Origin of the sequence: Pseudomonas sp. CFBP 8772, assembly GCF_014841665.1 — a bacterium.
GTDB lineage: Bacteria > Pseudomonadota > Gammaproteobacteria > Pseudomonadales > Pseudomonadaceae > Aquipseudomonas > Aquipseudomonas graminis_B.
Window position 1 is genome coordinate 67,225 of record NZ_JACYUI010000015.1, and the last position, 24,908, is coordinate 92,132.

Here is a 24,908-nt window from a genome sequence, read left to right on the forward strand (position 1 = left end):
CCAAGCGTGGACGTGGTCGGTGATATGAACATGACGGCGGTGTTTAGCTTTGATGACACGACATATCGATTAACACTTTCCCAGACCCGATGCGCGCTCAGGTATCCAGGCCGGCGTGACGATCGTTGTGCCCCAGGTCCCGGGCCGGATCGATCTGGTCACGCACGCGCTGCTTGAGCACCTTGGCCTCGGGAAACCCGCCGTCGGCCTTGCGCTCCCAGATCTGCACGTCGTCGCAGGTGATGCGGAATACACCGCCGGTGCCGGGGATCAATGACACCTTGCCGAGATCATCGGTGAAGGTGCTCAATAATTCCTGAGCCAGCCAGGCGGCGCGCAACAGCCATTGGCACTGTGTGCAGTAGGTGATGGTGATTTCAGGCTTGGCAGACATCGGTCAGCCCAACCCTGCCAGCAAATCACGGGCGGTTTGCTGCGGGCCGTCGTCGGAGCCGTCGATCACTTCCTGCAACAGCCGACGGGCCTCGTCGACATTGCCTTCATCGATCAGCACCTGCGCCTCATTGATCTTGCTCAGCGGCTCTTCGTCCAGACTCAGCAGATCGAAGCCGCCCTCCTCGATCATGAAACTGTCGAGAAAAGCGTCGTCCAGCAGATCGCTGTTGCTCTGCACAATGACTGCCGGACCGGCTTCGAACTGAACGTCCATTTCCGGCGGCGTTTCCTCTTCGGCGAAGTCGCTGAGGAACTGCTCATCGGGCATCTCGAACACCTCGGGCAGCTGCGTGAGGTCGGACGAGAATGAAGTGTCGAGTTCAGGTTCGGCTTCGAGTACAGGCGCGGGCTTGCGCGGGGCGGGCGTGCTGTCGAACGGATCAACCAGATCCCAGTCGGCGTCCATGGAGAGGTCGTCGAGATTGAGCTGGAAATCGTCGGCAGGGTCGACCGGGTTCAGTGATGCGGCCGCATTTTCGTCCAACTGGGTGGGTTCCGTCAGGCTGAGCGCCGGCGGCTCTTCTGATGCCTGACTGGCCGAGGCTGTTTGGCTGGCCAGCACCGCGGCAGCCCCCAAGGCCGCGGCGGAGGCTGCGGCCGAGGTCATGGCTGGCGACGCGACTGGCGCGGACGGCGCTGCGGGCACCACGGGCTCGGGCTTCAGTTTCGGGTAACGATTGCGAATATCCTGAAGCTTCTGCGCGTCGACGCCCTGACTCAGGAGCACGCGTTCTTCTTCGTCATATGCATCGATGTCGCCCTGCTCGCCAAGCAGTTCGAGAATGCGCAGGCGAACATCGGTGCGCTCGGGCTGTTTGCCCAACGCATCCCGCAGGATGGCCAGTGCTTCGGCGAAGCGACCGTAGGCGATGTAAATGCTCGCGCCATCCAGGGCGTCAGTGGCGGCACCGGCCAGACGTTGGCCGGCAGGTGCTGACGAAGCCGGACGCGCCGGGGTGACCGCCGGCACTTCGAAGACCGGGGTGACCGTGGCCGCAGACCTGACCACCGGTTCCGCCGGCACAGGCTCGAGGGCCAGCTGATTTTTGATCCGGTTGCGGCGCACAGACCAAGCCAGCGCGAGGAGCAGCAATATCACCAACAGCGCTGCCAGAACCGACGTCCAGGGGAAGTCATCCTCGGCGGCAACCGGCACCGGCGCTTGTACGGGAGTGGCTACCGGAGCGGGTGCAGCCGGCGTTGCCGCCGTCGTCTCCGCTGGAGTCGTCGCCACCGTCGAGGGGGCGGGAGCAACTGGCGCCGCCACAGGCTTGGCCGATTGGGCCTTGAGTTCGGCGAGTTGGGTCTGCAGTTCGATGATCTGCTTGTCCTTGTCGGCCTCTTCGACGGTGGATGTCTGGACTTGCTGCTTGAGGTCGTCCAGCGTGTTGTTCAACTGCTGGTTTTCCAGCGCCGCCGCCGACAACTGATCGCTGGCGTTCTGCTTCGCCGAGGCAGGCGTCGGGGCGGAGGCTGCGGCTGAGGTGCCGCTGCCTGCAGCAGACCCATTGGCGGTCTTCGGTTCAACGGCGTTGTCCGGCAGCAACAGGCTCTGACCGACCTTCAACTGGCTGCGCTCACCATTGGGAAACGCTTGCGGATTGAGCGCCACCACGCCTTTTATCAACTCGGCAGAAGAGGTCTTGCTGCCCGGCGCCTGTACCTGCCGGGCAATACCCGCCAGCGTGTCGCCGGACACGACCGTGTAGTGCTTGCCCTGTCGAGCCTGGGGCGGCGCGACCGGCAGACGCGAATCATCATTCTTCGCGCTGGCCGCTGGCGATTGAGTACGGCTGCGCGTCGCGGCGAGCCCGGTCGGCGATGTCGGCGGATCAAGCAGCACGGTGTATTCATGCAGCTGGTCGCCGTTCGGCCGTACCAGCCTGACGAGGAAATTCAGATACGGCTCGGTGACCGCCTTGTGGGATTCGATGTGAATCACGCTGCGGTTGCCACGGATCACCGGAGTGAAACGCAGGTCGTTGAGAAAGAACACGCGCTCCACGCCAGCCTTGGCAAAGGCTTCGGGCGGCGCGAGCCCGACGACGATTTCCTCGGGACTCATCCCACCCGCTTCAATCAATTCGACATCGGCGTTAAAGGGTTGCCCCAACGCAGAATGCAGGCTGATATCGCCCAGACCCAGCGCAGCCGCCACGGAGCTGTGCAGCAACGCGGCCGAGGCGAGCCCGATGACGAGCAAACCCGAACGAAGACCCGACTGAACGCGAAGAGGCGCACCCCCTTCACGACGACTACCGGCCTGAAAACTCTTCAGCATGCGAACCCTTTCGAAGACGAGGCAGGCTTCCCTGCACATTCGGTATGCCCGGACACGTCATCCGGGCAGCATCAGTATGGGTGCAAATAGAACAGGATGTTTCGCCCGCATCAATGTATTTGTCGCAGGCGTTCGCGCGGTTTTCAGGATTTTTCGAGATTGGCGAGGATTTTCGAATGAACGCGCATGCACATGAGCAATTCTTCTTCGTCGATGCCGGCAAACAACTCGTGGCGCAAGGCGGTGGCGATGGTTTCGATTTTCTCGATCAGCGGACGCGCGGTGTCACAGAGGACGATCTTTTTCGCCCGACGATCTTCGAGCACCGCCTGCCGAAGCACCAGTCCCTGATTTTCCAGGCTGTCCAGCAGACGGGCCAGGGTCGGGCCTTCAACGCCCACGCTCTGGGCGAGTTCGCGCTGGGTGGGTGGCGTTTTGAAACGAGCCAGATGCAGTAACACCAGCCAGCGCGCCTGGGACAATCCCAGATCAGCCAGCCGGCGATCCAGCTCCGCGCGCCATCCCCGGGACATATGGGCCAGTTGCATGCCAAAGCGATGTTCTTCGGTTAACGGCATAGGTAACTCGATGGTTAAAGGCGAATCCTAATTAATAGGCAGCTAACCATGGAGTCCGTGATGAGGCAAGCGCCCGGGCGTGGTGATTCGTCGCAGCGGCGAGGAGGTGCCGGGATGCGGCGGGTATGCCTTTGGGTTGCTTGGGATTATTTGAGTGTGCTGCCTGCCGAAGTTGCGACGGGTCAGACCTCAAACTCCGACTGCAACGCCGCCCGCACACAATACAGCACGCCCTCGGGTACGCGCCCGGTAAACAGTTCGGCAATGGCGGCAACGGGGGGCAGCTCGCCTTCGCCGTCGAGAAACGCATCCTGAATCTCGGTCATCAGGTCCTCGGGCAAATCCAGCGCCTGATCCAGGGAAAGCTGCTGTTTGCCAATCGCCTCGGCGAGCATCGTGTAGACGTTCTTCTCCGAGCACTGCAGTTGCCCGGCGATTTGCATCGGCGTCATACCGGCGCGGGCGAGGCTGATGAGTTCGTGCCGTACATCGGTGACGACACGCGGCGCCGGTGCTGCACCGCCGAGCACTTCGAGGAACGCCTCGCCGTAACGCTCCAGCTTGCGAGCGCCCACACCGCTGACCCGGCCCATTTCGGCCATGGTCACCGGCTGGCTGCGGAGCATTTCCAGCAGGGTCGAATCCGGAAAGATGACGTAAGGCGGCACGCCATGTTCTTCGGCCAGCTTGCGCCGCAAAGCACGCAGCGCTTCCCACTGCTCGCGCTCTTCGCCGCGCACCAGCTGACTCGCCGGGCTGCCGGAGGCTTTCGCGGTGGTCTGCGGCTTCAGGTCACGGCGCAGCTGCAAGGTGACTTCGCCACGCAACAGCGGTCGGCAGGTGTCACTCAGGCGCAGACCGCCGTAGCCTTCCAGATCGATGTCGGCCAGACCTCGCGCCACCAGCTGTCGGAACAATGAACGCCATTCGCCTTCGCTGCGGCTCTTGCCGACACCGAACACCGCCAGCTTCTGATGACCGAAGCTTTGAACCTTGTCGTTTTCCTTGCCCAGCAACACGTCGACCAGATGGCCGACGCCGTAGCGCTGGCCGGTTCGATAGATCGCTGAAAGCGCCTGTCTCGCGGGTTCGGTGGCGTCCCAGGTCTGCACGCCGTCGACGCAGTTGTCACAGTGCCCGCAAGGGTTGGGCATGATTTCGTCGAAGTAGGCGAGCAGCGACTGACGCCGGCAGCGGGTTTCTTCACACAGCGCCAGCATGGCGTCGAGCTTGTGCTGCTCGACGCGCTTGTGACGCTCGTCGCCTTCGGAGTTCTGCAGCATCTGCTTGAGCATTAAAACGTCTTGCAGACCGTACGCCATCCACGCATCGGCCGGCAGACCGTCCCGCCCTGCCCGGCCAGTCTCCTGGTAATAGGCTTCCAGCGATTTGGGCAGATCCATGTGCGCCACGAAGCGCACGTTGGGCTTGTCGATGCCCATGCCGAACGCGATCGTGGCGACCATGATCAGGCCTTCCTCATTAAGGAAGCGCCGTTGATTGCCGGAGCGGGTCTCGATGGGCAAGCCGGCGTGGTACGGCAGGGCCGGGTAACCGTTGTCGCTGAGGAACGCCGCGGTCTCTTCGACCTTCTTGCGCGACAGGCAATACACGATGCCGGCGTCGCTGCGCCGCTCGGACAGAAATGCCAGCAACTGCTTGCGTGGCTGTTCCTTGGGCACGATGCGGTAAAAAATATTCGGGCGGTCGAAGCTCGATAAAAAGCGCTCGGCGTTCTGCAGGTGCAGACGCTCGACGATCTCTTCACGGGTGCGCTTGTCGGCTGTGGCGGTCAGGGCGATACGCGGCACGTCCGGAAACAGCTCGGCCAGTTGGCCCAGCTGCAGGTATTCAGGACGGAAATCATGACCCCATTGCGACACACAGTGGGCTTCGTCGATGGCGAACAGGGCGATCTTGAGGTTTTGCAGAAACGACAGCATGCGCGGCTGGACCAGACGTTCCGGTGCCAGATACAGCATCTTGATTTCGCCCAGACGAATGCGGTTAGCGAGGTCGCGCTGCTGCTCGGCGCTGAGCGTGGAGTTCAGTGCGGCGGCTGAAACACCGAGTTCTTCCAGCGTTGCCACCTGATCGTCCATCAGCGCGATGAGCGGCGAAACCACGACCGCAAGGCCGTCGCGCAACAGGCCCGGCACCTGGAAACACAGGGATTTGCCGCCGCCGGTGGGCATCAGCACCAATGCATCACCGCCACTGGCCACGCGCTCGATAATGGCACCCTGGCGACCACGGAAGCTGTCGTAGCCGAAGATGTCTTTAAGTACGCGTTGAGCCTGGTCGAGCATAAATACCCCGGATGGTGCCGCAACAGCGGTCGAGAATCGCTGTGGAAATCGCAAAGCGCGGCAGTATACCGGAGCGCTCCGACAGATTGGACCGCGGTGACACCGGCGGTCGAAATTTACCGGAATACCGATTCCAGTGGCCTCGCCGCTGGCGCCGGGCGCCCTCAGGGCCTAGAATTCAGCATCGTTTATTCCCAAGGTAGTCTGTCAATGTCCTTCGCTGAGCAATTACACCGCCTGCAAGCCTTCCTCGATGCCGATGAGCTGCATGACGAAGCGCTGGACTACGTAGCCGCCCACGGCTATCTCACCGCGCTGTCCATTTGCGCCGAAACCGTTCCTGATCGCGAGTGGATCGACGCACTGTTCGCCGAGCCTCCGCACTACGCCGATGAGGCGCAACACGAGGAAATCGAATCCACCCTGATCCAGCTCAAGGCGCACATCGCTCGCCAGCTGGCATCGGACGAGGAGTTCGAATTGCCGTGCGATCTGGACCTGGGCGATGACCCCGATGACTCCGAGCTGCGTGGCTGGTGCATCGGTTTTATGGAAGGCGTGTTCCTGCGCGAGTCGGCCTGGTTCGAGAACGACGAAGAGGAAGTCAGCGAGATGCTGCTGCCGATCATGGTCGGTTCCGGTCTGTTCGATGAACAGCCAGAGTTCGCCGACATCGCCGCTGACGCCAACCTGATGGACGACATGATCGTGCAGATCCCGGAAGCGCTGACCGCGCTGTACCTGCTGCTGCAAGCCCCGGATGAAAAGCCGGCTATCCTCAAGCCGCGCCATCACTAAGCCCGACCATCAAGTCTCGGCGTTAGCGCAGGAGAAACGTACGAGCCGACGCCGGCTCGTACGCCCCCTTCCCCGCTACTTGTGTTTCTTGTCACTCTTCTTGAATGCCGCCTCGATCGCTTCGTTGATCGTGCGCAGTACCTTGACCCGCGCCCAGCGTTTGTCGTTGGCCTCGACCAGCGTCCACGGCGCGATTTCAGTGCTGGTGCGATCCACCATGTCACTCACTGCCTCGCGATACAGCGGCCACTTGCTGCGGTTACGCCAGTCATCCTCGGTGATTTTGTGGCGTTTGAACGGTACCTTCTCCCTCGCCTGAAAACGCTCCAGTTGGGTTTTGTCGTCGATCGCCAGCCAGAACTTCACCACCACAACCCCGAAGTCGGTGAGCTGCTCTTCGAAGTCGTTGATCTCGCTGTAGGCCCTTAACCAGTCAGCCTCGGAGCAGAAGCCTTCGACCCGCTCGACCAGCACCCGTCCGTACCATGATCGATCGAACACGGTGAATTTTCCCCGCGCCGGAATCTGGCGCCAGAACCGCCACAGATAAGGCTGAGCCAGTTCATCCTGACTGGGCGCGGCGATCGGCACGATGTGGTACTGCCTTGGATCGAGCGCGCCGGCGACACGTTTGATAGCACCGCCCTTGCCCGCTGCATCGTTGCCCTCGAACACCGCCACCAATGAGTGACGGCGCATGCGTTTGTCGCGCATGAGCCCCGAAAGCCGCGCCTGCTCGGTGATCAGTTGCTCGTCGTAATCGTCTTTTTCCAGCGCCAGGGTCATGTCGAGGTTGTCGAGCAGGCTCAGCTCATTGCTGTTGTTGGGCAAAGGGCCGAGTCCGACAAGGTGGGTTGCCCCTTCAGGCGTCTTCAGGGCGTTTTGCAAACCTTCGAGCAGCAACCGGCCGACGGTCAGGCTGCGGTAGTTCGGGTCGACGCCTTCGATGACGTGCCAAGGCGCATAGTCGCGACTGGTTCGGCGCAGCACGCGCTCGCCAAAACGCACGAAGCGGTCGTAGGTCTTCGACTGCTGCCAGTCCAGCGGGCTGATGCGCCAACTGTGCAGCGGGTCATCCTTGAGGGTTTTGAGGCGCAGCTTCATCTGCCGCTTGGACAGATGAAACCAGAATTTGAAAATCACAGCGCCTTCGTCGACCAGCATCTTTTCCAGTCGCTCGGCGCCGTTGATGGCCTGATCCAGCACCGGGTCCTTGAACTGCTTGTGCACCCGGCCCTGGATCATCTGGCTGTACCAGTTCCCGAAAAACACGCCGATCCGGCCCTTCGGCGGCAACTGGCGCCAGTAGCGCCAGACCGGTGGATGGGCCAGTTCTTCATCGGTTTGTTGATCGAAGGTGCGCACTTCGATGTAGCGCGGGTCCATCCAGTCGTTGAGCAACTTGACGGTCTCGCCCTTGCCGGCGCCTTCGATGCCATTGATCAATACGATGATCTGGCGCTTGCCTTGCTCATGCAGTTCGTACTGAGCCTCCAGCAGCGCTTCGCGCAGGGCCGGGACTTCAGCGTCGTAGGTTTCGTCGTCGATGGTGTGGCCGATTTCAGCGGATTCGAACATTCAAGGCTCCCTTCAGGATCGGTCAAGACTAGCAGGCGGCAGGCAGCGCCGATGCAGGTTATGACCGCCAACCGCTGCGATGGATCACTGCTGCGGGAAACATTCGGTTGCAGGAGAAACGAGGCAGCACCGCGCGGCGCCACCTCGTTCAGCCAATTACCAGCCCGCGCGGTACAGATCCGTCAACTGTCTGAGCATCAGTGCTTCAGCCCCATCGCGCTCGGCGATGAGTGCCAGACCTTGTCGGTGGTACTCGTCGGGATCAGCTGGCGGATGTTCTTCCAGCGCTGCCATGCGCGCGCGCACTGACGCGGTGGCCGACGCGAGGGCTGACTCGTGGCCGGATCGCAGTCGCGCGTTCCACTGTTGATTGTCGACGGCAAACTGCAGAAAAGCCGGGCCACGCTCTGCTTCCAGCACACGACCCCGAGCCTCCAGCAACGCACCACGGTCAACCGCTGCCAGGCGCGCCCAGACCATCCGGTAAGGCTGACCGGGCAGCCCGAGGTCGTCCGCCAGTCCGACCCGGTACGCCAGTCGCACCTCGGCATGATCCAGCGCCATCCCCAGACTTTCGCGCCGGGCAATCTCCGCATCCGCGATCGCCTGCACTTCGTTGAGGCGAAAGAGCTGACGAATCACCCCCAGCAACGCGTCCGTGCGCTGACTTTCTGCGACATCCCGCAGCGATCCATGGCTGTATACCGCCACTTGAATATCACTGAAGATCAGCCGTGCCCCGTCCTGACAGGTCTGGTTGGCGCCAAACAGACGGTCGTTGGCCATGACCTCGATCTGCCCGCGCAACACCGCATCCTGCGCGGCCGTTTCCAGAACGGTGAGCACCTCACTGGCAAGCTCGGCGTGGAACTGGCGGAAATCCGGGGTTTCTCTCAGCCGCTGCAACAGCACCAGCAGATGAGGCGCGTCGGCGGCGTGTTCAACCTGAGTCCACGCCGCGAGCAACCGCTGATTCAGCACATCCTCACCCGGGCGCAACCACACCTGAGCGGAGGGTCTGGCAGCACCGGCGCTTGCACCGGCGCGGTGGCCATGAGACTCGCCTTCGTCATCCGATACCTCGGACTCTGTGTCCATCGGCGCGCCTTCGACGTGGATCTCGCGAATGTCTTCGGGAAAATCGTAGTCGAGCTGGTAGCGATGACCGTAGCCGGTGTCGTTGCGCCAGTAATCCTCGAGCGACTGGTGGGTAAACGGGTTGTTGTAGGCGTAGATCACTGTATGGCGGCCATGGTCCTGCGGGTTCTCGATGACTTCGGCGGCGACCTCGGTAATGTGGTTGTCACTGATGTCCAGCTCGCCCAGCCCCAGCGTATGAGTCCATTCCGGCCATTGAGTGAGGCCCGTGTTGTTGATCCACAGGGTCGAGAGGCGCAGGCGGCTGGTGTCGGTGAAGTCGCCCAGACGGCTGCCAGCCAGGCTCAGCGAGTCCAGCGCAGGTATATCCATCAACGTGTTCATGGCGGGCTGGTCCAGCGTCCACGACAAATTTTCCAGCGACAGGTGCTGCAGGGATTGCAGCTGAGACAATCCGTCCGGCAGCGCGGCTAAACTGCCGCGCACGTTCAGGTGAGTGACATTCGGAAAGTTGGCCAGAAACGCATTTGCCCCGGAAGTATCAAACTGAACGTTATTGAGCTCGATCTGCGTGATGTCGGCATAGAAACTATGCAACGGCGGCAATTCCGGAATGACCAGGTGCTCCAGCGTCAGCCAGCGCGACCCCCGGGGAGCATCCCCATGGCTGTAACGCCACGCCCGACCCAGCACGTTGGCCACCCGGCGCCGCGCCAGCCGTTCACCGTCATTGAGCAGCACGCTGATATCGTCGGCCTCCGCCCAGGCGATCAGGCTCATGTGCAGGTGGTCATAGGCGGCCGCACGGGCGTGCGTCGCGGCCAGCAATTGCTCCAGTGATCGCCCGCGCCGGGCCATGGCCCGCAGCTGATCCGCCAGCTCGACACTCTCCGGATAGAGGTGCGTCATTGCCTGGAGCAATTGCTGTTGAATCGCACCTTCGGCCACAGGCAACCCGCGTCCGCTGAGTGGATAACCGATGCGCCCGTCCAGTAAACGCTGCGGCGGCCTGAACTCGGTGGGTAACGTCCATTGCCCCAACTGCTCGGCCGCCCATTTCGGTTGCGACCGAACCCAGTTGAAGACACGGCGCTTGAAAGCGCGCACGCCGGTCTGCGGGTCGTTGAGCCCCATCGCCTGGCGACTGCTCTCGGGCAGCGCGCGCAACAGCGCGGAAAACAGACTGCCTTTTCCCCCCGATGCCTCAGCGGCCTCTACCTGAAAGCCTTTGTCACCCTTGATCAACACACGTTGCCGGGTGGCATTTTCGGCGCCGATGCTGTCAAGTAACGCACCGGTAGCGTCGCCGCTTCGTATCTCAATGCGCACGTCGGCGGGCCATCCCGGGAACGTCGCGAGGCTGCGCAACGTCAGGCGCTGAAGATCGTCATTGGCGGTGCTGGGGGTCAGGAAAAAGCCTTCCAGCGCGCGGCTCATGCGGGTCTGACGCAAATGCCCGCGTACCTTTCCGGCCATTTCCAGCGGGATGCGCCGGGTGTCCAGCATGGCCAGCCGCTGCTCGGCACCGGCCTCAGCGATCAGAGCCTGGCTGGAAGCCAGGGTGAGCGACGGGAAATCGCGTCTCAGCAGTGCAATCAGCGGGTCGTTCGACTGCTCGCTGGCGAGGTATGCCGCGTCCAGGGCCTGGGCAGAGTCGGCCGCCTGCTGACTGAGCCGAAACCGCTTGGCAGTGTCGATCAGCGCTGCGGGCGCGGGTTGCTGACTGATGTGCAATGCGGCCAGACACTCTTCGTCGACGCCGCTCACTGCCATTATCCGGCTGACGGATGGTTCGTCGATGTCTGCGAGTTCGGGGTGCAGACGGCGCAGGGCCGTGCCTACGTCAGTCAGGCGCAGACGACCTGCAGCGTCCCGGGCCGGAAGGCTGCGTTTGATGAACGACGGAGGCTGCGACCCAGCGGATTCTGCGGCCATTGCGCCCATCGCCGCGCCCGCGGCACCCAGCGCGCCTATGAATGCCAGGTTTTGCGCGACACTCCCCAAGTGATCCAACGCCTCATCCATGTCACCATGGCGCCACGCTTCAATGCCTTCGAAGGTCTCGTCGAGCAACTGCGCACCCGCGACCACCATCATGACTTCACCCAGACCGGGAACGAACAGCGCGGCAACATTCAGCGCGTCCATGCCGTAGTCGAGCCAGTCAGCGAGGCGTTGCTCCCGGGTCTTCTGGTCCTCGTCATCGGTAGGGACCGCGAGTACGCGAGCGTCGTCCTTCAGTCGCAGCATCTGATACAGGTAGAAAACATCACCCAATGCGCCGCCCACCTCGATGGCTTCCAGATCGAGAAAAGCAGTCTGATCCACCTCGGAAACGCTGATCAGCTGTCGGTGAAAACCGTCGCCACGGGCGACGCTGTGCAGGACATGGGGCGCCAGTCGTTCGTGCAGACGCTTGAAGAAAGCCGACTTGCTGCGCTGGGGAATAAAGCGATCAAAGTAGCGCTGATACACCTCGGAACGCAGTTTGGTCCTCAGTGCCTGTGTGAAATCTTCCAGGGATGCATGGGACTGAATCGCACCATCAGGCTCGCCTGGCAGGTAAACCACGCAACGCGTCTGACCGGCGGCTTTGAACACCAACGCGTCGCGCAACCGGCAGCCCAGCAGTTGCAGGCTAGACACCTGATCCGCAGGCCCGTAGGCATTGACTTGAAGCAGCATCTGGTACTGGGCCTCATCAATGGAGCCCTTGAGGCGTGCGATGTGGGAATCGACCCGCAAGGCCAGACGGGCGTGCTCGATCATGCGCGCCTTGATGTCATCGCTGTCCAGGCTATCTGGCACGTCCGGCCTCGCGACGGGGTGCAGTACATGGTGCAGGTGCCGCTGATACTGGCCGCCCAGATCAAGCCGGCGGCACAGCTCGATGAAGCGACCGGGGCTGACACCCAAGGGATGAACGTTTTCCGTCCCCGCCGGCGCATCCGACGCGCCGCCAATGATAGCCGAGGTGCTTTCGCGATCAGCGTCCGTCGCTTCGACCTCTTCGAAATTCTGCAGCGCAGCGGCCAGCAGCGGACGCGTGCTGGAACCCTGAGGCGAGGCGCGACCTGTCAGCCAGTCACGCTGGAATCTGGCGTGAAAGAAGTGGTCACGGTCGACATCCAGACCCGGACCGAATTCGGTGTCGAGGGCCTGAGTCAGCAACGGCCCCGCAAACGACGGCAAGTCCTGAATGCGCAGGAGAACCTGATTGAGGTGTTCGCGGGCCGCTTGCGCGAAGGTCATGTCCCGGCGCAGCGCGTCGCGCATCGCCGGCGTCGCCTGGATAAACCATTGCGGCAGCGTGTTCCGAATGAATGAAGCAGTGAGAGCCAGACTGGCGGTGTTCATGTGACGTCCTTGTTTCTGCGTGTGATCAAAGGCGCATAGATAAACAGGAACGCGCCCGCAAAGTGGCATACATATGTAGTGCACCGCCCACCGGACGCTGGAGTAACATCGCCACCTTGCCCGCCCCGAGCCGAACATGATCACCACTGACCACACCCAGATCGCCAACGCCCAGATTGACTGGGACGAACACGGCAATCCGCATTCGCGGGTGTTCTCCGACGTCTATTTCTCGACCCAGTCGGGCCTGGATGAAACCCGCCATGTGTTCCTGACCCAGAACGAGCTGCCCGAACGCTTTGCCGCTTTGCCGGCGGGCGGGCGGCTGGTAATCGGTGAGACCGGCTTTGGCACCGGGCTGAATTTCCTGTGCGCCTGGCAGCTGTTCCACGCCAACGCAGTCGCAGATGCACGGCTGCATTTCGTCAGCGTCGAAAAATACCCGCTGAGCCGTGCTGATCTGGAGCGCGCGCTGAATTTGTGGCCCGAGCTCAAGGTGCTGGCGGATCAATTGCTGGGCCGGTACGTGGCGGTGCATCAGGGCTTTCAGCGGTTGGTGTTCGATGGCGGGCGCGTCACGCTGACCTTGCTGATCGGTGACGCGCTGGACATGCTGCCGCAACTCGACGGACAGATCGACGCCTGGTTTCTCGACGGTTTCGCGCCCGCGAAAAACCCGGAAATGTGGACACCCGAGCTATTCGCCGAGCTGGCACGGCTGGCGGCACCGGGCTCGACCATCGGCACTTTTACCAGCACCGGCTGGGTGCGCCGGGCACTGAACGCAGCCGGTTTCAAAATGAAGCGCGTGCCGGGCATCGGGCATAAGTGGGAGGTACTCAAAGGCCGCTTCATCGCATGGCCTGAAGACGTGCCAACGCCTCCGCGCGCCAAGCCCTGGTTTGCCCGGCCCAGTTCCCTGCCACGTCTACTGCCCCGTTCACCAGACACCCCTCGCACAGCATTGGTGATTGGCGCAGGGCTGGCCGGGTGCGCCACGGCGGCGAGCCTGGCGGCGCGCGGTTGGCACGTCAGTCTTCTGGAGCGCCATGGTGATCTGGCGCAAGAAGCATCGGGCAATCCACAAGGCGTGCTTTACCTGAAACTGTCGGCCCATGGCACTGCGTTGTCGCAGCTGATCCTGAGCGGGTTCGGTCACACCCGACGCTTGCTGGAGCGCCTGCAACGGGGCATCGACTGGGACGATTGCGGCGTGCTGCAACTGGCCTTCGACGACAAAGAGCAGGCGCGTCAGGCGCAACTGGCTGAGGCGTTCCCCGACGATCTGCTGCATGTACTGGACCGGGCTGACGCCGAGTTGCGGGCCGGTATCGTGTTGAAGAGCGGCGGCTTGTTTTACCCACAAGGCGGCTGGGTGCACCCACCGGCGTTGTGTCGTGATCAGGCCAGCGCAAGCAACATCAAGCTGCTGACTCACAACGATGCGATCGAGCTGCGGCGGGACGGGCCGCTGTGGCAGGCGTGGGATGGCGAGCGTCTGCTGGCTTCTGCTCCAGTCGTCGTGTTGGCGGGCGCGGCCGAGATCAAACGCTTCCCGGCCAGCGCTGACCTTCCACTCAAGCGTATTCGGGGGCAAATCACCCGACTGGCTGCCACGCCCGAAAGCCAGGCCTTGAAGACTGTCGTCTGCGCCGAGGGTTACGTGGCGCCTGCACGCGGCGACGAACACACGCTGGGCGCAAGCTTCGCCTTCAACAGCGATGACCTGACGCCGAGTACGGCCGAACATCTCGGCAATCTCGAGCTGCTGCGGGAAATCTCCGAGGACCTGACCGAGCGGCTGAACGCCAATGGTTTGCCCGCCGAGGACCTGCAAGGTCGCGCCGCATTTCGCTGCACCAGCCCGGATTACCTGCCCATTGTCGGGCCACTGGCGGACCGGGCGGCATTCCTTGAGACGTACGCCGTGCTGCGCAAGGACGCGCGCCAGACGCCGGATACCGAATGCCCATGGCTGGACGGTTTGTATGTCAACAGCGGTCACGGTTCACGCGGCCTTATCACTGCGCCGCTGTCCGGCGAACTGATCGCCGCCTGGCTGGATAACGAACCCTTGCCCCTGCCGCGAACCGTGGCCGAAGCCTGTCATCCCAATCGGTTCGCGCTGCGAGGGCTGATTCGCGGGAAATAGCAAAGCCTGCGGTATCGGGTGTCCCGCGCCCGTCATCGCTATCCGACGCAACTTCTTTGTCCTGCCGAAGATCCACTGCTTCGCCGGCTACATCGGCTCCGGTCAAACCGTTATCCTCCAGCCCATCCCTTCAATCAGGTGCGTGTCGATGCTGCAAGTCCAGGGTGTGTTCAAGAGCTATGCCACGGCCCAGGGCCCTTTGGCCGTTTTGCGTGGCGCGGACCTGCAACTGGATCAGGGTGGCAGCCTCGCGTTGATGGGTGAGTCGGGCAGCGGCAAGAGCACGCTTCTGCATCTGGTGGCCGGGCTGGACAATGTGGACACGGGCAGCATCGAGATTGCCGGACAGCGTCTGGATCAGATGAACGAGGCGCAACTGGCCAACTGGCGGCGCACGGAAGTCGGTCTGGTGTTCCAGCAGTTCAACCTGATCGGCAGTCTGAAGGTAGAAGACAACCTGGCATTTCAGGCGCGTCTGGCCGGGCGCTACCAGCCTGAATGGCAGGCCGAACTGACTGAGCGGCTGGGCCTGGGCGCGCTGCTCAGGCGCTATCCCGAACAACTCTCGGGCGGCCAGCAACAGCGCGTTGCGATCGGACGCGCCCTTGCTTCGCGCCCCGCCCTGCTGCTCGCTGACGAACCCACCGGCAACCTTGACGAAGCCACGAGCGATGAAGTGCTGCAACTGCTGCTGGACCTTCTGGCCGACAGCACCACCAGCCTGTTGATGGTCACCCACAGCCCGAGGGTGGCGGCACGATTGCAGCGTCAGGCCGTGCTGCACCTGGGTCGTCTGGTCAGCGAAGGCGAACGCTGAAATGCCTGTCTTCTACTGGACCTTGAAAGCGCTGCTGAGCCACTGGCGGCGCCACCCCGTGCAGTTTTTCAGCGTGCTGACCGGCCTGTGGCTGGCAACCAGCCTGCTGACCGGGGTGCAGGCGCTGAACAGTCAGGCCCGTGAAAGCTACGCCAAGGCCAGCCAGATGATCGGCGGCGAGCCGCAGAAGATTCTGGTCTCGCCCAACGGCGCCAACTTTTCCCAGGACCTGTTCGTAACCCTGCGCCGGGCCGGATGGCCGGTCTCTCCCGCACTGCGCGGGCGCGTCGCCCTCAAAGAGGCGCCGGAGCAACGTCTGACCGTGCTCGGCATCGAGCCGGTCTCGCTGCCGGTGAACACCGCGCTGGCAGGGCAATCCCTGGACACCGCGCAGATCGTCGACTTCTTCACCCCTCCCGGCACCACCTGGATTTCACCGCAGACCCTTGCCGCCCTCGGTCTCCATGAAGGCCAGCAGCCGGTCACCGACTCCGGAAAGGTACTGCCGCCATTGCGCGCGAAAACCGACATGGCGCCGGGCGTACTGCTCATGGACATAGGCTTCGCTCAGCAACTGCTCAACCAGCCGGATCAGATCTCGCGGCTGGTGCTGCCAAAGGACTTTGCGGATAACGCCCCCGCCCTGCCGGCCGAGCTGAATGGCGAGCTGGTGCTGCGCAAAAGTGGCGAAGACAACGATCTGGGCAGGCTTACCGAAAGCTTCCACCTGAACCTCGACGCACTGGGTTTCCTTTCGTTCGTGGTCGGACTGTTCATCGTCCATGCCGCCATTGGTCTCGCGCTGGAACAGCGTCGCGGGCTGCTGCGCAACCTGCGCGCCTGCGGGGTCAGCGCACGCGGGTTGATGGTGAGTCTGGTGGTCGAGCTCGGCGTGCTGGCCCTGCTCGGCGGCATAGCAGGTGTCATCAGCGGTTACTGGCTGGCGAGCGCGCTGTTGCCGGACGTGGCGGCGAGTCTGCGCGGGCTGTACGGCGCTGAAGTCGCCGGCCACCTGAACCTTAGCGTCTGGTGGTGGCTGAGCGGTCTGGGCGTCAGTCTGCTCGGCGCATTTCTCGCGGGGGCCAGCAGCCTGCTGCGTGCTGCGCGCCTGCCTTTGCTGGCGCTGGCCAATGCCCAGGCGTGGCATGAAACCCATTCCAAATGGCTGCGACGCCAGGGCTGGGTGGCCGGAATATCGGCGTTGATTGCCATATCGGCCGCGCTGTTTGGCGACAGCCTGGCACTGGGCTTCGTGCTGATGGCGAGCCTGTTGTTGAGCGCGGCGCTGGGGCTGCCGGTGCTGCTTAATCTGCTGCTCGACGCACTGCTGGGCAGGAGCCGTTCGGTGCTGGGTCAGTGGTTTCTCGCTGACTGCCGGCAGCAATTGCCGGCCCTGAGCCTGGCGCTGATGGCCTTGCTGCTGGCAATGGCAGCAAACATCGGCGCGGGCAGCATGACGTCGGGCTTCCGCCAGACGTTCACCCACTGGCTGGAACAACGCCTCAGCGCCGAGCTGTACATCAATCCGCAGAACCCGGCGCAAGCCGCGCCGCTGCAGCAATGGCTGAGCCAGCAGCCGCTGACGTCGGCCGTGCTGCCCAACTGGCAGGTTTCGTTGCAACTGAAGGGCTGGCCGGCCGAGCTGTATGGGGTGATCGATCATCCGCACTACCGCCAGCACTGGCCGCTGCTGGAGTCGGCAAGCGGTGATGCCTGGAAGCAACTGGCGCAGGAAGACACGCTGATGCTCAGCGAACAACTGGCCCGCCGCCTGGACGTCAGCGTTGGCGATGAAGTAAAACTGCCCGCGCCCGACGGGCCGTGGCCGCTGCGCGTCGTTGGCATTTATGCCGATTACGGCAATCCCAAGGGCCACGTGCTGGTGAACGCCGAGCACCTTCTCAAGCATTGGCCGCAGCTGACACCCAACCGCTTCAATCTGCGCATCGATCCCCGCGCCATCCCGCAACTGCTGCGGGTGCTGCACAACAAATTCACCATCGACGACAACCGCATCGTCGATCAGATCCAGCTCAAGGCCTGGTCGCAACAAGTCTTCGAACGCACATTCGCCGCCACGGCTGCGTTGAACAGCCTGACGTTGATGGTGGCCGGAGTTGCCTTGTTCATCAGTCTGCTGACCCAGAGCCAAAGCCGCCTCGCGCAACTGGCGCCGTTATGGGCGCTGGGTGTGACGCGGCAGCAATTGATGCTGCTTAATCTGGCGCAGACCTGGCTTCTGGCGGTGCTGACACTGGTGCTCGCAATTCCGCTGGGGCTGTTGCTGGCCTGGTGCCTGGACGCCGTGATCAACGTGCAAGCGTTCGGTTGGCGCCTGCCACTGCAAGTGTTCCCTATGCAGCTGGTGCGCCTGACGCTGCTGGCAATGCTCGCCACACTGCTGGCGTCGGCCTGGCCGCTCTACCGCCTGTACCGCACCCGCCCCGCTGATTTGCTGAGGACTTTCGCCAATGAAGGTTAAAGCCCTGCCCCTGATCACCGTTCGCCTGCAGATCGTCGCCCTGCTGATGCTCGGTCTGCTGCTGAGCGGCTGCGACGACAAACCCGAAGAAGAAAAAGGCTTCGCCGGCCTTGCCGACGACGCCTCAAGTTACGCACGGGTAACGCCGGGCAAGCGGTTCGAGTTTCCCGACGATCACGGCCCCCACGCTGATTTCCGCATCGAGTGGTGGTACGTCACCGCCAATCTGAAGGATGCCGACGGCCAGTCGTTCGGCGTGCAATGGACGCTGTTTCGCAACGCCCTGCCCCGCGCAAAAGGTCTGCAGGGCGATGGGGCTGGATGGAGCAACCGCAACCTGTGGATGGGACACGCGGCGGTGACCTCCCAGGACGAGCACTTCGCAGCGGAACGCTATGCCCGTGGCGGCGTGCAGCAGGCCGGCGTGACACTGGCGCCGTTCGCGGCCTGGATCGACGACTGGTCCTTCACCAGCCAGTCCGCCAGCGATGACCCGCTGGCGGATATGCAGCTGCAGGCCAGCGGGCCACAGTTCAACTACCGCCTGCGCCTGAAAGCCACCAAGCCTTTGGTGCTGCAAGGTAAACAGGGCTTTAGCCAGAAGTCCGAGCAGGGGCAAGCGTCGTACTACTACAGCCAGCCGTTCTTTCAGGCGAATGGCAGCATCGAGATCGACGGCAAAACCTACCAGGTGTCCGGGCCTGCATGGCTGGATCGGGAGTGGAGCAGTCAGCCGCTCACCGATAATCAAACGGGTTGGGACTGGTTCTCGCTGCACCTGGGGGATGGTGCCGAAGTCATGCTCTACCGCATGCGGCAGAAGGACGGCGAGCCGTACCTGACCGGGACGTGGATCAACGCCGACGGCAGCACCGAACAACTGGCGGCGGCAGACATAGCGCTGGCACCCGAAGACACCACTGACGTTGAAGGCCGCGACATGCCCACACGCTGGTCGGTGAAAATCCCGTCCAAGGCCGTGGACATCGCCGTCGAAGCGCTCAACCCACAGGCGTGGATGAACTTGCAAATTCCCTACTGGGAGGGACCGGTGACTATAAGCGGCAGCCACGAGGGCGTGGGGTATCTGGAGATGACGGGCTACTGACACGCCGCCGCGACAGACCCTGATAAGCCTCTAAAGTTTCTTCGTCGCTGCCGATAAACAAAGAATCGGACAGTGAACCCGATAGCCCAACCCCGTCAGGCCAGGACGCCTGCTTCAATAGCGTCTGGAGCCTCAATGCCTACATTAAGCTTGAAAGATATGCAGCTGGATCTCGAAGATTCGGCGGCTTACTTTGACTCTCTGTCGCAATTTCTCGAAGGTCATGCCATCTACCTGAAGGCTCAGAGAGTTGTGTGTCGACAAGAGGACCTCATGCTCCTCGAAAGTCATGCCGGTAACCTTGCCAACTCGGTGAAGTACATCAAAAGCGCTGCTTTACGGATCGCCAACCGCTCGCGTTGACTCGGGCGAGGTATGCGCTCCCAAGACATGACGTGGGGATGCTTCTTGGACCTATGAGCGAGTCGACACCCCACGAAAAACGTCGTCAGTGATTGAAAACCCGGGCACACCTCCCTCGCCTGCAATGTTTTTATTGAACGATCCACGCCTGCCGGTACTCGATAAAGCTAGGCCGCTGACGGCAGCGCGCCCTGATGATGTGTCTGCGCCATAAGGAAGTGGGCTCAGGTCAGGGCTGTATATCCACGCCGGGACAGGGCCCAAACGTTACTGGCTGAGTGCATTGCGCAAGCTTGGGATTTGACAGCGCAGGATGTACGAAACGCGCCATACGTACGCAACCACGTGCCTGATGCCCGGTGTGAACCCGGCCTTCATCGCCGCGCAATCCCAGTAACGCCAAACACGCCGAAAACATAAAGGGTTTAGGACAGATGTGCGGATTAGCTGGCGAACTACGCTTTGACAATCAACCTGCGGATCTCGCCGCAGTAGAACGTATCACCCATCATCTCGCGGCTCGCGGCCCGGATGCGTGGGGATTTCACAGCCAGGGGCCGGTTGCCCTCGGCCATCGTCGCTTGAAGATCATGGACCTGTCGGACGGATCGGCGCAGCCGATGATCGACAGTCACCTGGGCCTGTCCCTGGCCTTCAACGGCGCCATCTACAACTTCCCGGAACTGCGTGCCGAACTCGAAGGCCTCGGCTATCAGTTCCATTCCGGCGGCGACACCGAAGTGCTGCTCAAGGGCTATCACGCCTGGGGCGCCGACATGCTGCCCAAGCTCAACGGCATGTTCGCGTTCGCCATCTGGGAGCGCGACAACAGAAGCCTGTTCATTGCCCGCGACCGTCTTGGTGTGAAGCCGCTGTATCTGTCGCGCACCGACAAGCGCCTGCGTTTTGCTTCTGCCCTGCCGGCGCTGCTGAAAGGCGGCGACATCAGCCCGATGCTCGACCCGATCGCACTCAACCATTACCTGAACTTCCACGCCGTAGTGCCTGCACCGCGCACCCTGCTGGCGGGGGTTGAAAAACTGCCGCCGGCGTCGTGGATGCGCGTCAGTGCCGAAGGCAAGGTTGAGCAGAAAGTCTGGTGGACGCTGCCCTATGGCCCGCACGCCGACGAAGCGAATCTGACCCTTGAAGACTGGCGCGACCGTGTGCTCGACAGCACGCGCGAAGCCGTTGCCATCCGTCAACGCGCTGCGGTGGACGTCGGCGTGCTGCTGTCCGGTGGCGTTGACTCGAGCATGCTGGTCGGTTTGCTCCGCGAAGTGGGCGTTAAGGATCTGTCGACCTTCTCCATCGGCTTCCAGGATGCCGGCGGCGAACGCGGCGATGAGTTTCAGTATTCGGACCTCATCGCCAAACACTACGGCACCAACCATCATCAGTTGCGCATCAAGGAAAGCGAGATCATCGAGCAACTGCCCGCCGCGTTCCGTGCGATGAGCGAGCCGATGGTCAGCCACGACTGCATCGCGTTTTATCTGCTGTCCCGCGAAGTCGCCAAGCATTGCAAGGTGGTTCAGAGCGGTCAGGGCGCGGACGAGTTGTTCGCCGGTTACCACTGGTACCCGCAAGTGGACGGCGCCAGCGACCCCTATGGGGCCTATCGCGATGCGTTCTTCGACCGCAGCTACGCCGAATACGCCGAAACCGTTACCCCGAAGTGGCTGACGGCGAATGACGCAGCCGGTGATTTCGTGCGCGAGCACTTCGCGATGCCGGGCGCTGATGCCGCAGTGGACAAAGCCCTGCGACTGGACAGCACTGTCATGCTGGTGGATGACCCGGTCAAGCGCGTCGACAACATGACCATGGCCTGGGGCCTCGAAGCGCGCACCCCGTTTCTGGACTATCGACTGGTCGAGCTGTCTGCCCGCGTTCCCGGCCGCTTCAAATTGCCGGACGGCGGCAAGCAAGTGCTCAAAGAAGCCGCGCGCCTGGTGATCCCGTCAGAAGTCATTGATCGCAAAAAAGGTTATTTCCCGGTACCGGGCCTCAAGCACCTGGAAGGCAACACGCTCAACTGGGTGCGCGATCTGCTGCTCGATCCAAGCCAGAACCGCGGGCTGTTCAACCCGGTCATGCTCGACAAACTGCTGACAGATCCGCAGGGTCAATTGACGCCACTGCGCGGCTCCAAGCTGTGGCAGCTTGCAGCGCTGAACCTCTGGCTCAGCGAACAAGGACTCTGACCGATGAAAGCCAACGCTTCGATTCACAACCAGCGCTTGTTGCGCGGCCAGGCGCCGTCGTACGAACGCTTGCAGGCTCGCCTTGCCGAAGACGGCAGCACGCCTGAGACAGAACCGCTGGCTCTGCATTGCGGCTGGGGACGGCTGCTGATTGGCCATACCTACCCTGACCCGGCCTCTCTCGCGCAGGATTTGATCAACGAAAAGCAGGGCGAGCGCGACATCGCTTTATACGTCGCTGCCCCGCAACAGGTGCTGGCGCAATCGCCGCAACAGCTGTTTCTCGATCCGTCGGACACCCTGCGCCTGTGGTTCAGCGATTACCGCCCGGCCCAGCGCGTGTTTCGTGGCTTCAGGATTCGCCGGGCACAAAGCGAGGGAGACTGGACGTCGATCAACAACCTGTACATCGCCCGTGGCATGTTGCCCATCGACCCCAACCTGCTGACACCGCGTCATCACGGCGGCCCGGTTTACTGGATCGCGGAAGACGAGGCCACCAATGCCGTGATCGGCAGCGTGATGGGCTTGAATCACCAAAAGGCTTTCAACGATCCCGAAAATGGCAGCAGCCTGTGGTGTCTGGCGGTTGATCCGCAATGCACACGGCCCGGTGTCGGCGAAGTGCTCGTGCGTCATCTGGTCGAGCACTTCCAGAGCCGGGGTCTGGCGTACCTGGATCTGTCGGTGCTGCATGATAATCAGCAGGCAAAGAGCCTTTACGCCAAGCTGGGGTTCCGCAACCTGCCGACCTTCGCCATCAAGCGTAAAAACGGCATCAACGAGAAGCTGTTTCTCGGCCCCGGCCCCCAGGCGGACTTCAACCCCTATGCCCGGATCATCGTAGAAGAAGCCCATCGCCGCGGCATCGAGGTGCAGGTGGATGACGCGGAAGCCGGGCTGTTCACGCTGATTCATGGCAGTCGCCGCGTGCGTTGCCGGGAGTCACTGAGCGACCTGACCACCGCGGTCAGCATGACGCTGTGTCAGGACAAACGCATGACCCAGAAAACGCTGAAGGCCGCAGGTCTGGCAGTGCCGGTGCAGCAGCTGGCCGGCAATGGCGACGATAACCTGGCGTTTCTTGAAGAACATCAGCGCGTCGTGGTCAAACCGGTCGACGGTGAGCAGGGTCAGGGCGTGGCCGTGGACCTGCGCACCATCGAAGACGTCCAGGCAGCAGTCGAGCGTGCTCGCCAGTTCGACAGTCGTGTGCTGCTCGAGAGCTTCCATGAAGGCCTGGACCTGCGCATCGTCGTGATCGGATTCGACGTGGTCGCCGCCGCGATCCGTCGGCCCGCCGAGATCATCGGCGATGGCCGTCACACCGTCGGCCAATTGATCGAGGCCCAGAGCCGGCGACGGTCTGCCGCTACCGACGGCGAGAGCAAGATCCCGGTGGACGATGAAACCCACCGCACCGTTGAAGAAGCGGGGTTCAGCTTCGACAGTGTATTACCGGCCGATCAGCGCCTGGCCGTGCGACGTACCGCGAACCTGCACACCGGCGGCTGTCTGGAAGACGTCACCGCGATTCTTCACCCGGTACTGAAGGACGCCGCAGTACGCGCCGCGCGCGCCCTCGATATCCCGGTGGTCGGCCTGGACCTGATGGTCCCCGCCGCCGATCAGCCGGAGTACGTATTCATCGAAGCGAACGAGCGCTGCGGTCTGGCCAATCACGAGCCACAACCGACGGCCGAGCGCTTCGTCGATCTATTGTTTCCCCACAGCCAGCCTGCCCATGGCTAAGGCGCCATTCCTGTAGCAGTGAGCTTGCCGGCGGATCGAATCCGCCAGCGAGCCCGCTATCAGGTCATTCAGCGCCCCACACTGAGGTTCCTATGACGACTGCAAACATCCATGAACCGGATCTGAATTACCTGCAGAAAGTCCTGCTGGAAATGCTCGCGATCCCGAGCCCCACCGGTTTCACCGACACGATCGTGCGCTACGTCGCTGAGCGCCTGGAAGAACTGGGCATCCCGTTCGAGCTGACCCGCCGCGGCACCATCCGCGCCACGTTGAAAGGTAAACAGAACAGTCCCGACCGCGCCGTTTCCGCGCACCTGGACACCATCGGTGCCAGCGTTCGCGAAGTCAAAGACAACGGCCGGCTGGGTCTGGCCCCGGTCGGTTGCTGGTCCAGCCGCTTTGCCGAAGGCAGCCGCGTCAGCGTGTTCACCGACAATGGCGTGATTCGCGGCAGCGTGCTGCCGTTGATGGCGTCCGGGCACGCGTTCAACACGGCCGTCGACACGATGCCCATCAGTTGGGACCACGTCGAAGTGCGCCTGGACGCCTACAGCGCGACCCGCGCGGATTGTGAATCGGTGGGCATCAACATCGGCGACTTCGTGGCATTTGACCCGTTGCCCGAGTTCACCGACAGCGGGCATATCAGCGCGCGCCATCTGGACGACAAGGCCGGCGTCGCCGCCCTGCTCGCGGCGCTCAAAGCCATCGTCGACAGCGGCGTCGAGCCCCTGATCGATTGCCACCCGCTGTTCACCATTACCGAAGAAACCGGCAGCGGCGCTGCGGGGAGCCTGCCGTGGGACGTCAGCGAGTTCGTCGGTATCGACATCGCCCCCGTTGCCCCCGGCCAGCACTCCAGCGAACACGCGGTCAGCGTGGCGATGCAGGATTCCGGCGGCCCCTACGACTATCACCTGTCACGCCATTTGCTGCGCCTGGGCGAGCAAAACGAACTGTCCGTACGACGCGACCTGTTCCGCTATTACTACAGCGACGCGCACTCGGCGATCACTGCCGGTTACGACACGCGCACCGCCCTGCTGGCGTTCGGCTGCGACGCGACCCATGGTTACGAACGCACCCACATCGACAGCTTGAGCACGCTGAGCCGTCTGCTCACCGCCTACATCATGAGCCCGCCAGTGTTTGCCAGCGACGCGCATCCGTCCAACGCATCGCTGGAGAACTTCAGCCATCAGCTGGAGCACGACGCGCAGATGGAAAGCGACACTCGTGTGCCGTCGGTGGATACATTGGTGGGGCAGCGGTAGCCTGCCCGCACGGGGCGCGATAGCATCGCCGCCCCGTGTACTTTTTGTGATGGCCGAGAAACCTATGCTGATCCCTTACGACCAACTCGAAGCCGACACCCTGACGCGCCTGATCGAGGATTTCGTGACCCGCGACGGTACTGACAACGGCGACGACACCCCCCTCGAAACCCGCGTATTGCGGGTGCGCCATGCGCTGAGCAAAGGTCAGGCAGTGATTTTTTTCGACATGGACAGCCAGCAATGTCAGCTGATGCTCAAGTATGACGTGCCAAAGGAATATTTCGAGGAATAG

The 24,908-nt window shown here is 62.5% G+C and carries 16 protein-coding genes; 10 read left to right on the plus strand and 6 right to left on the minus strand.

The features are described 5' to 3' along the window. Positions 1-97: 97 nt before the first annotated feature. The 4 genes from IFT99_RS23435 to recQ form a co-directional block, all read right to left on the minus strand. Positions 98-394, minus strand: coding sequence for a SelT/SelW/SelH family protein (locus IFT99_RS23435; RefSeq protein WP_065986919.1), 297 nt, complete (start codon positions 392-394; stop codon positions 98-100). A 3-nt stretch (positions 395-397) separates the two neighbouring features. Next, entirely contained in the window at positions 398-2,737 is a 2,340-nt protein-coding gene (locus IFT99_RS23440; protein WP_192135454.1) for a FimV/HubP family polar landmark protein, read from the minus strand. Between the two features lie 143 nt (positions 2,738-2,880). Next, the gene (locus tag IFT99_RS23445) at positions 2,881-3,315 is read right to left on the minus strand and encodes a MarR family transcriptional regulator (RefSeq protein WP_065986915.1); all 435 of its coding nucleotides are present in this window, start codon (positions 3,313-3,315) and stop codon (positions 2,881-2,883) included. Between the two features lie 182 nt (positions 3,316-3,497). Next, positions 3,498-5,624 carry a DNA helicase RecQ gene (recQ, locus tag IFT99_RS23450; RefSeq protein ID WP_192135456.1) on the minus strand — a complete coding sequence of 709 codons (2,127 nt, stop codon included), beginning with the start codon at positions 5,622-5,624 and terminating at the stop codon, positions 3,498-3,500. Positions 5,625-5,834: 210 nt separating this feature from the next. On the opposite strand from recQ, the gene IFT99_RS23455 reads away from it, so the two are divergent. Beyond that, complete coding sequence (locus IFT99_RS23455) at positions 5,835-6,422, plus strand: UPF0149 family protein (protein WP_192135458.1); 588 nt, start codon at positions 5,835-5,837, stop codon at positions 6,420-6,422. Positions 6,423-6,497: 75 nt separating this feature from the next. Here IFT99_RS23455 and pap read toward each other — a convergent pair whose 3' ends face one another. Then, positions 6,498-8,000: a polyphosphate:AMP phosphotransferase gene (gene pap, locus IFT99_RS23460; protein ID WP_065986909.1), complete on the minus strand. Its 1,503-nt coding sequence runs from the start codon at positions 7,998-8,000 to the stop codon at positions 6,498-6,500. Positions 8,001-8,156: 156 nt separating this feature from the next. After that, positions 8,157-12,455, minus strand: coding sequence for a dermonecrotic toxin domain-containing protein (locus tag IFT99_RS23465; RefSeq protein ID WP_192135460.1), 4,299 nt, complete (start codon positions 12,453-12,455; stop codon positions 8,157-8,159). Between the two features lie 136 nt (positions 12,456-12,591). Between IFT99_RS23465 and mnmC the strand changes: the two genes are divergently transcribed. The 9 genes from mnmC (at position 12,592) to IFT99_RS23510 (ending at position 24,908) form a co-directional block, all read left to right on the plus strand. After that, entirely contained in the window at positions 12,592-14,607 is a 2,016-nt protein-coding gene (gene mnmC, locus IFT99_RS23470; protein WP_192135462.1) for a bifunctional tRNA (5-methylaminomethyl-2-thiouridine)(34)-methyltransferase MnmD/FAD-dependent 5-carboxymethylaminomethyl-2-thiouridine(34) oxidoreductase MnmC, read from the plus strand. Between the two features lie 148 nt (positions 14,608-14,755). After that, positions 14,756-15,424, plus strand: coding sequence for an ABC transporter ATP-binding protein (locus IFT99_RS23475; protein WP_065986903.1), 669 nt, complete (start codon positions 14,756-14,758; stop codon positions 15,422-15,424). Between the two features lies 1 nt (position 15,425). After that, positions 15,426-17,906, plus strand: coding sequence for an FtsX-like permease family protein (locus IFT99_RS23480; protein WP_192135464.1), 2,481 nt, complete (start codon positions 15,426-15,428; stop codon positions 17,904-17,906). Beyond that, positions 17,896-19,014, plus strand: a complete 1,119-nt coding sequence (locus tag IFT99_RS23485; RefSeq protein WP_192135466.1) for a lipocalin-like domain-containing protein — start codon at positions 17,896-17,898, stop codon at positions 19,012-19,014. Before IFT99_RS23480 ends, IFT99_RS23485 begins: the two co-directional genes overlap by 11 nt. A 135-nt stretch (positions 19,015-19,149) precedes the next feature. Further along, positions 19,150-19,377: a hypothetical protein gene (locus IFT99_RS23490; protein WP_065986897.1), complete on the plus strand. Its 228-nt coding sequence runs from the start codon at positions 19,150-19,152 to the stop codon at positions 19,375-19,377. 434 nt (positions 19,378-19,811) lie between these two features. Further along, positions 19,812-21,584 carry an N-acetylglutaminylglutamine amidotransferase gene (locus tag IFT99_RS23495; RefSeq protein WP_065986895.1) on the plus strand — a complete coding sequence of 591 codons (1,773 nt, stop codon included), beginning with the start codon at positions 19,812-19,814 and terminating at the stop codon, positions 21,582-21,584. Between the two features lie 3 nt (positions 21,585-21,587). Further along, positions 21,588-23,336: an N-acetylglutaminylglutamine synthetase gene (ngg, locus tag IFT99_RS23500; protein WP_192135468.1), complete on the plus strand. Its 1,749-nt coding sequence runs from the start codon at positions 21,588-21,590 to the stop codon at positions 23,334-23,336. Positions 23,337-23,428: 92 nt separating this feature from the next. Continuing rightward, a complete protein-coding gene (locus tag IFT99_RS23505; RefSeq protein ID WP_065986892.1) occupies positions 23,429-24,613 on the plus strand; it encodes an osmoprotectant NAGGN system M42 family peptidase in 1,185 nt (394 codons plus the stop codon). 64 nt (positions 24,614-24,677) lie between these two features. Further along, entirely contained in the window at positions 24,678-24,908 is a 231-nt protein-coding gene (locus tag IFT99_RS23510) for a YheU family protein (RefSeq protein WP_192135470.1), read from the plus strand.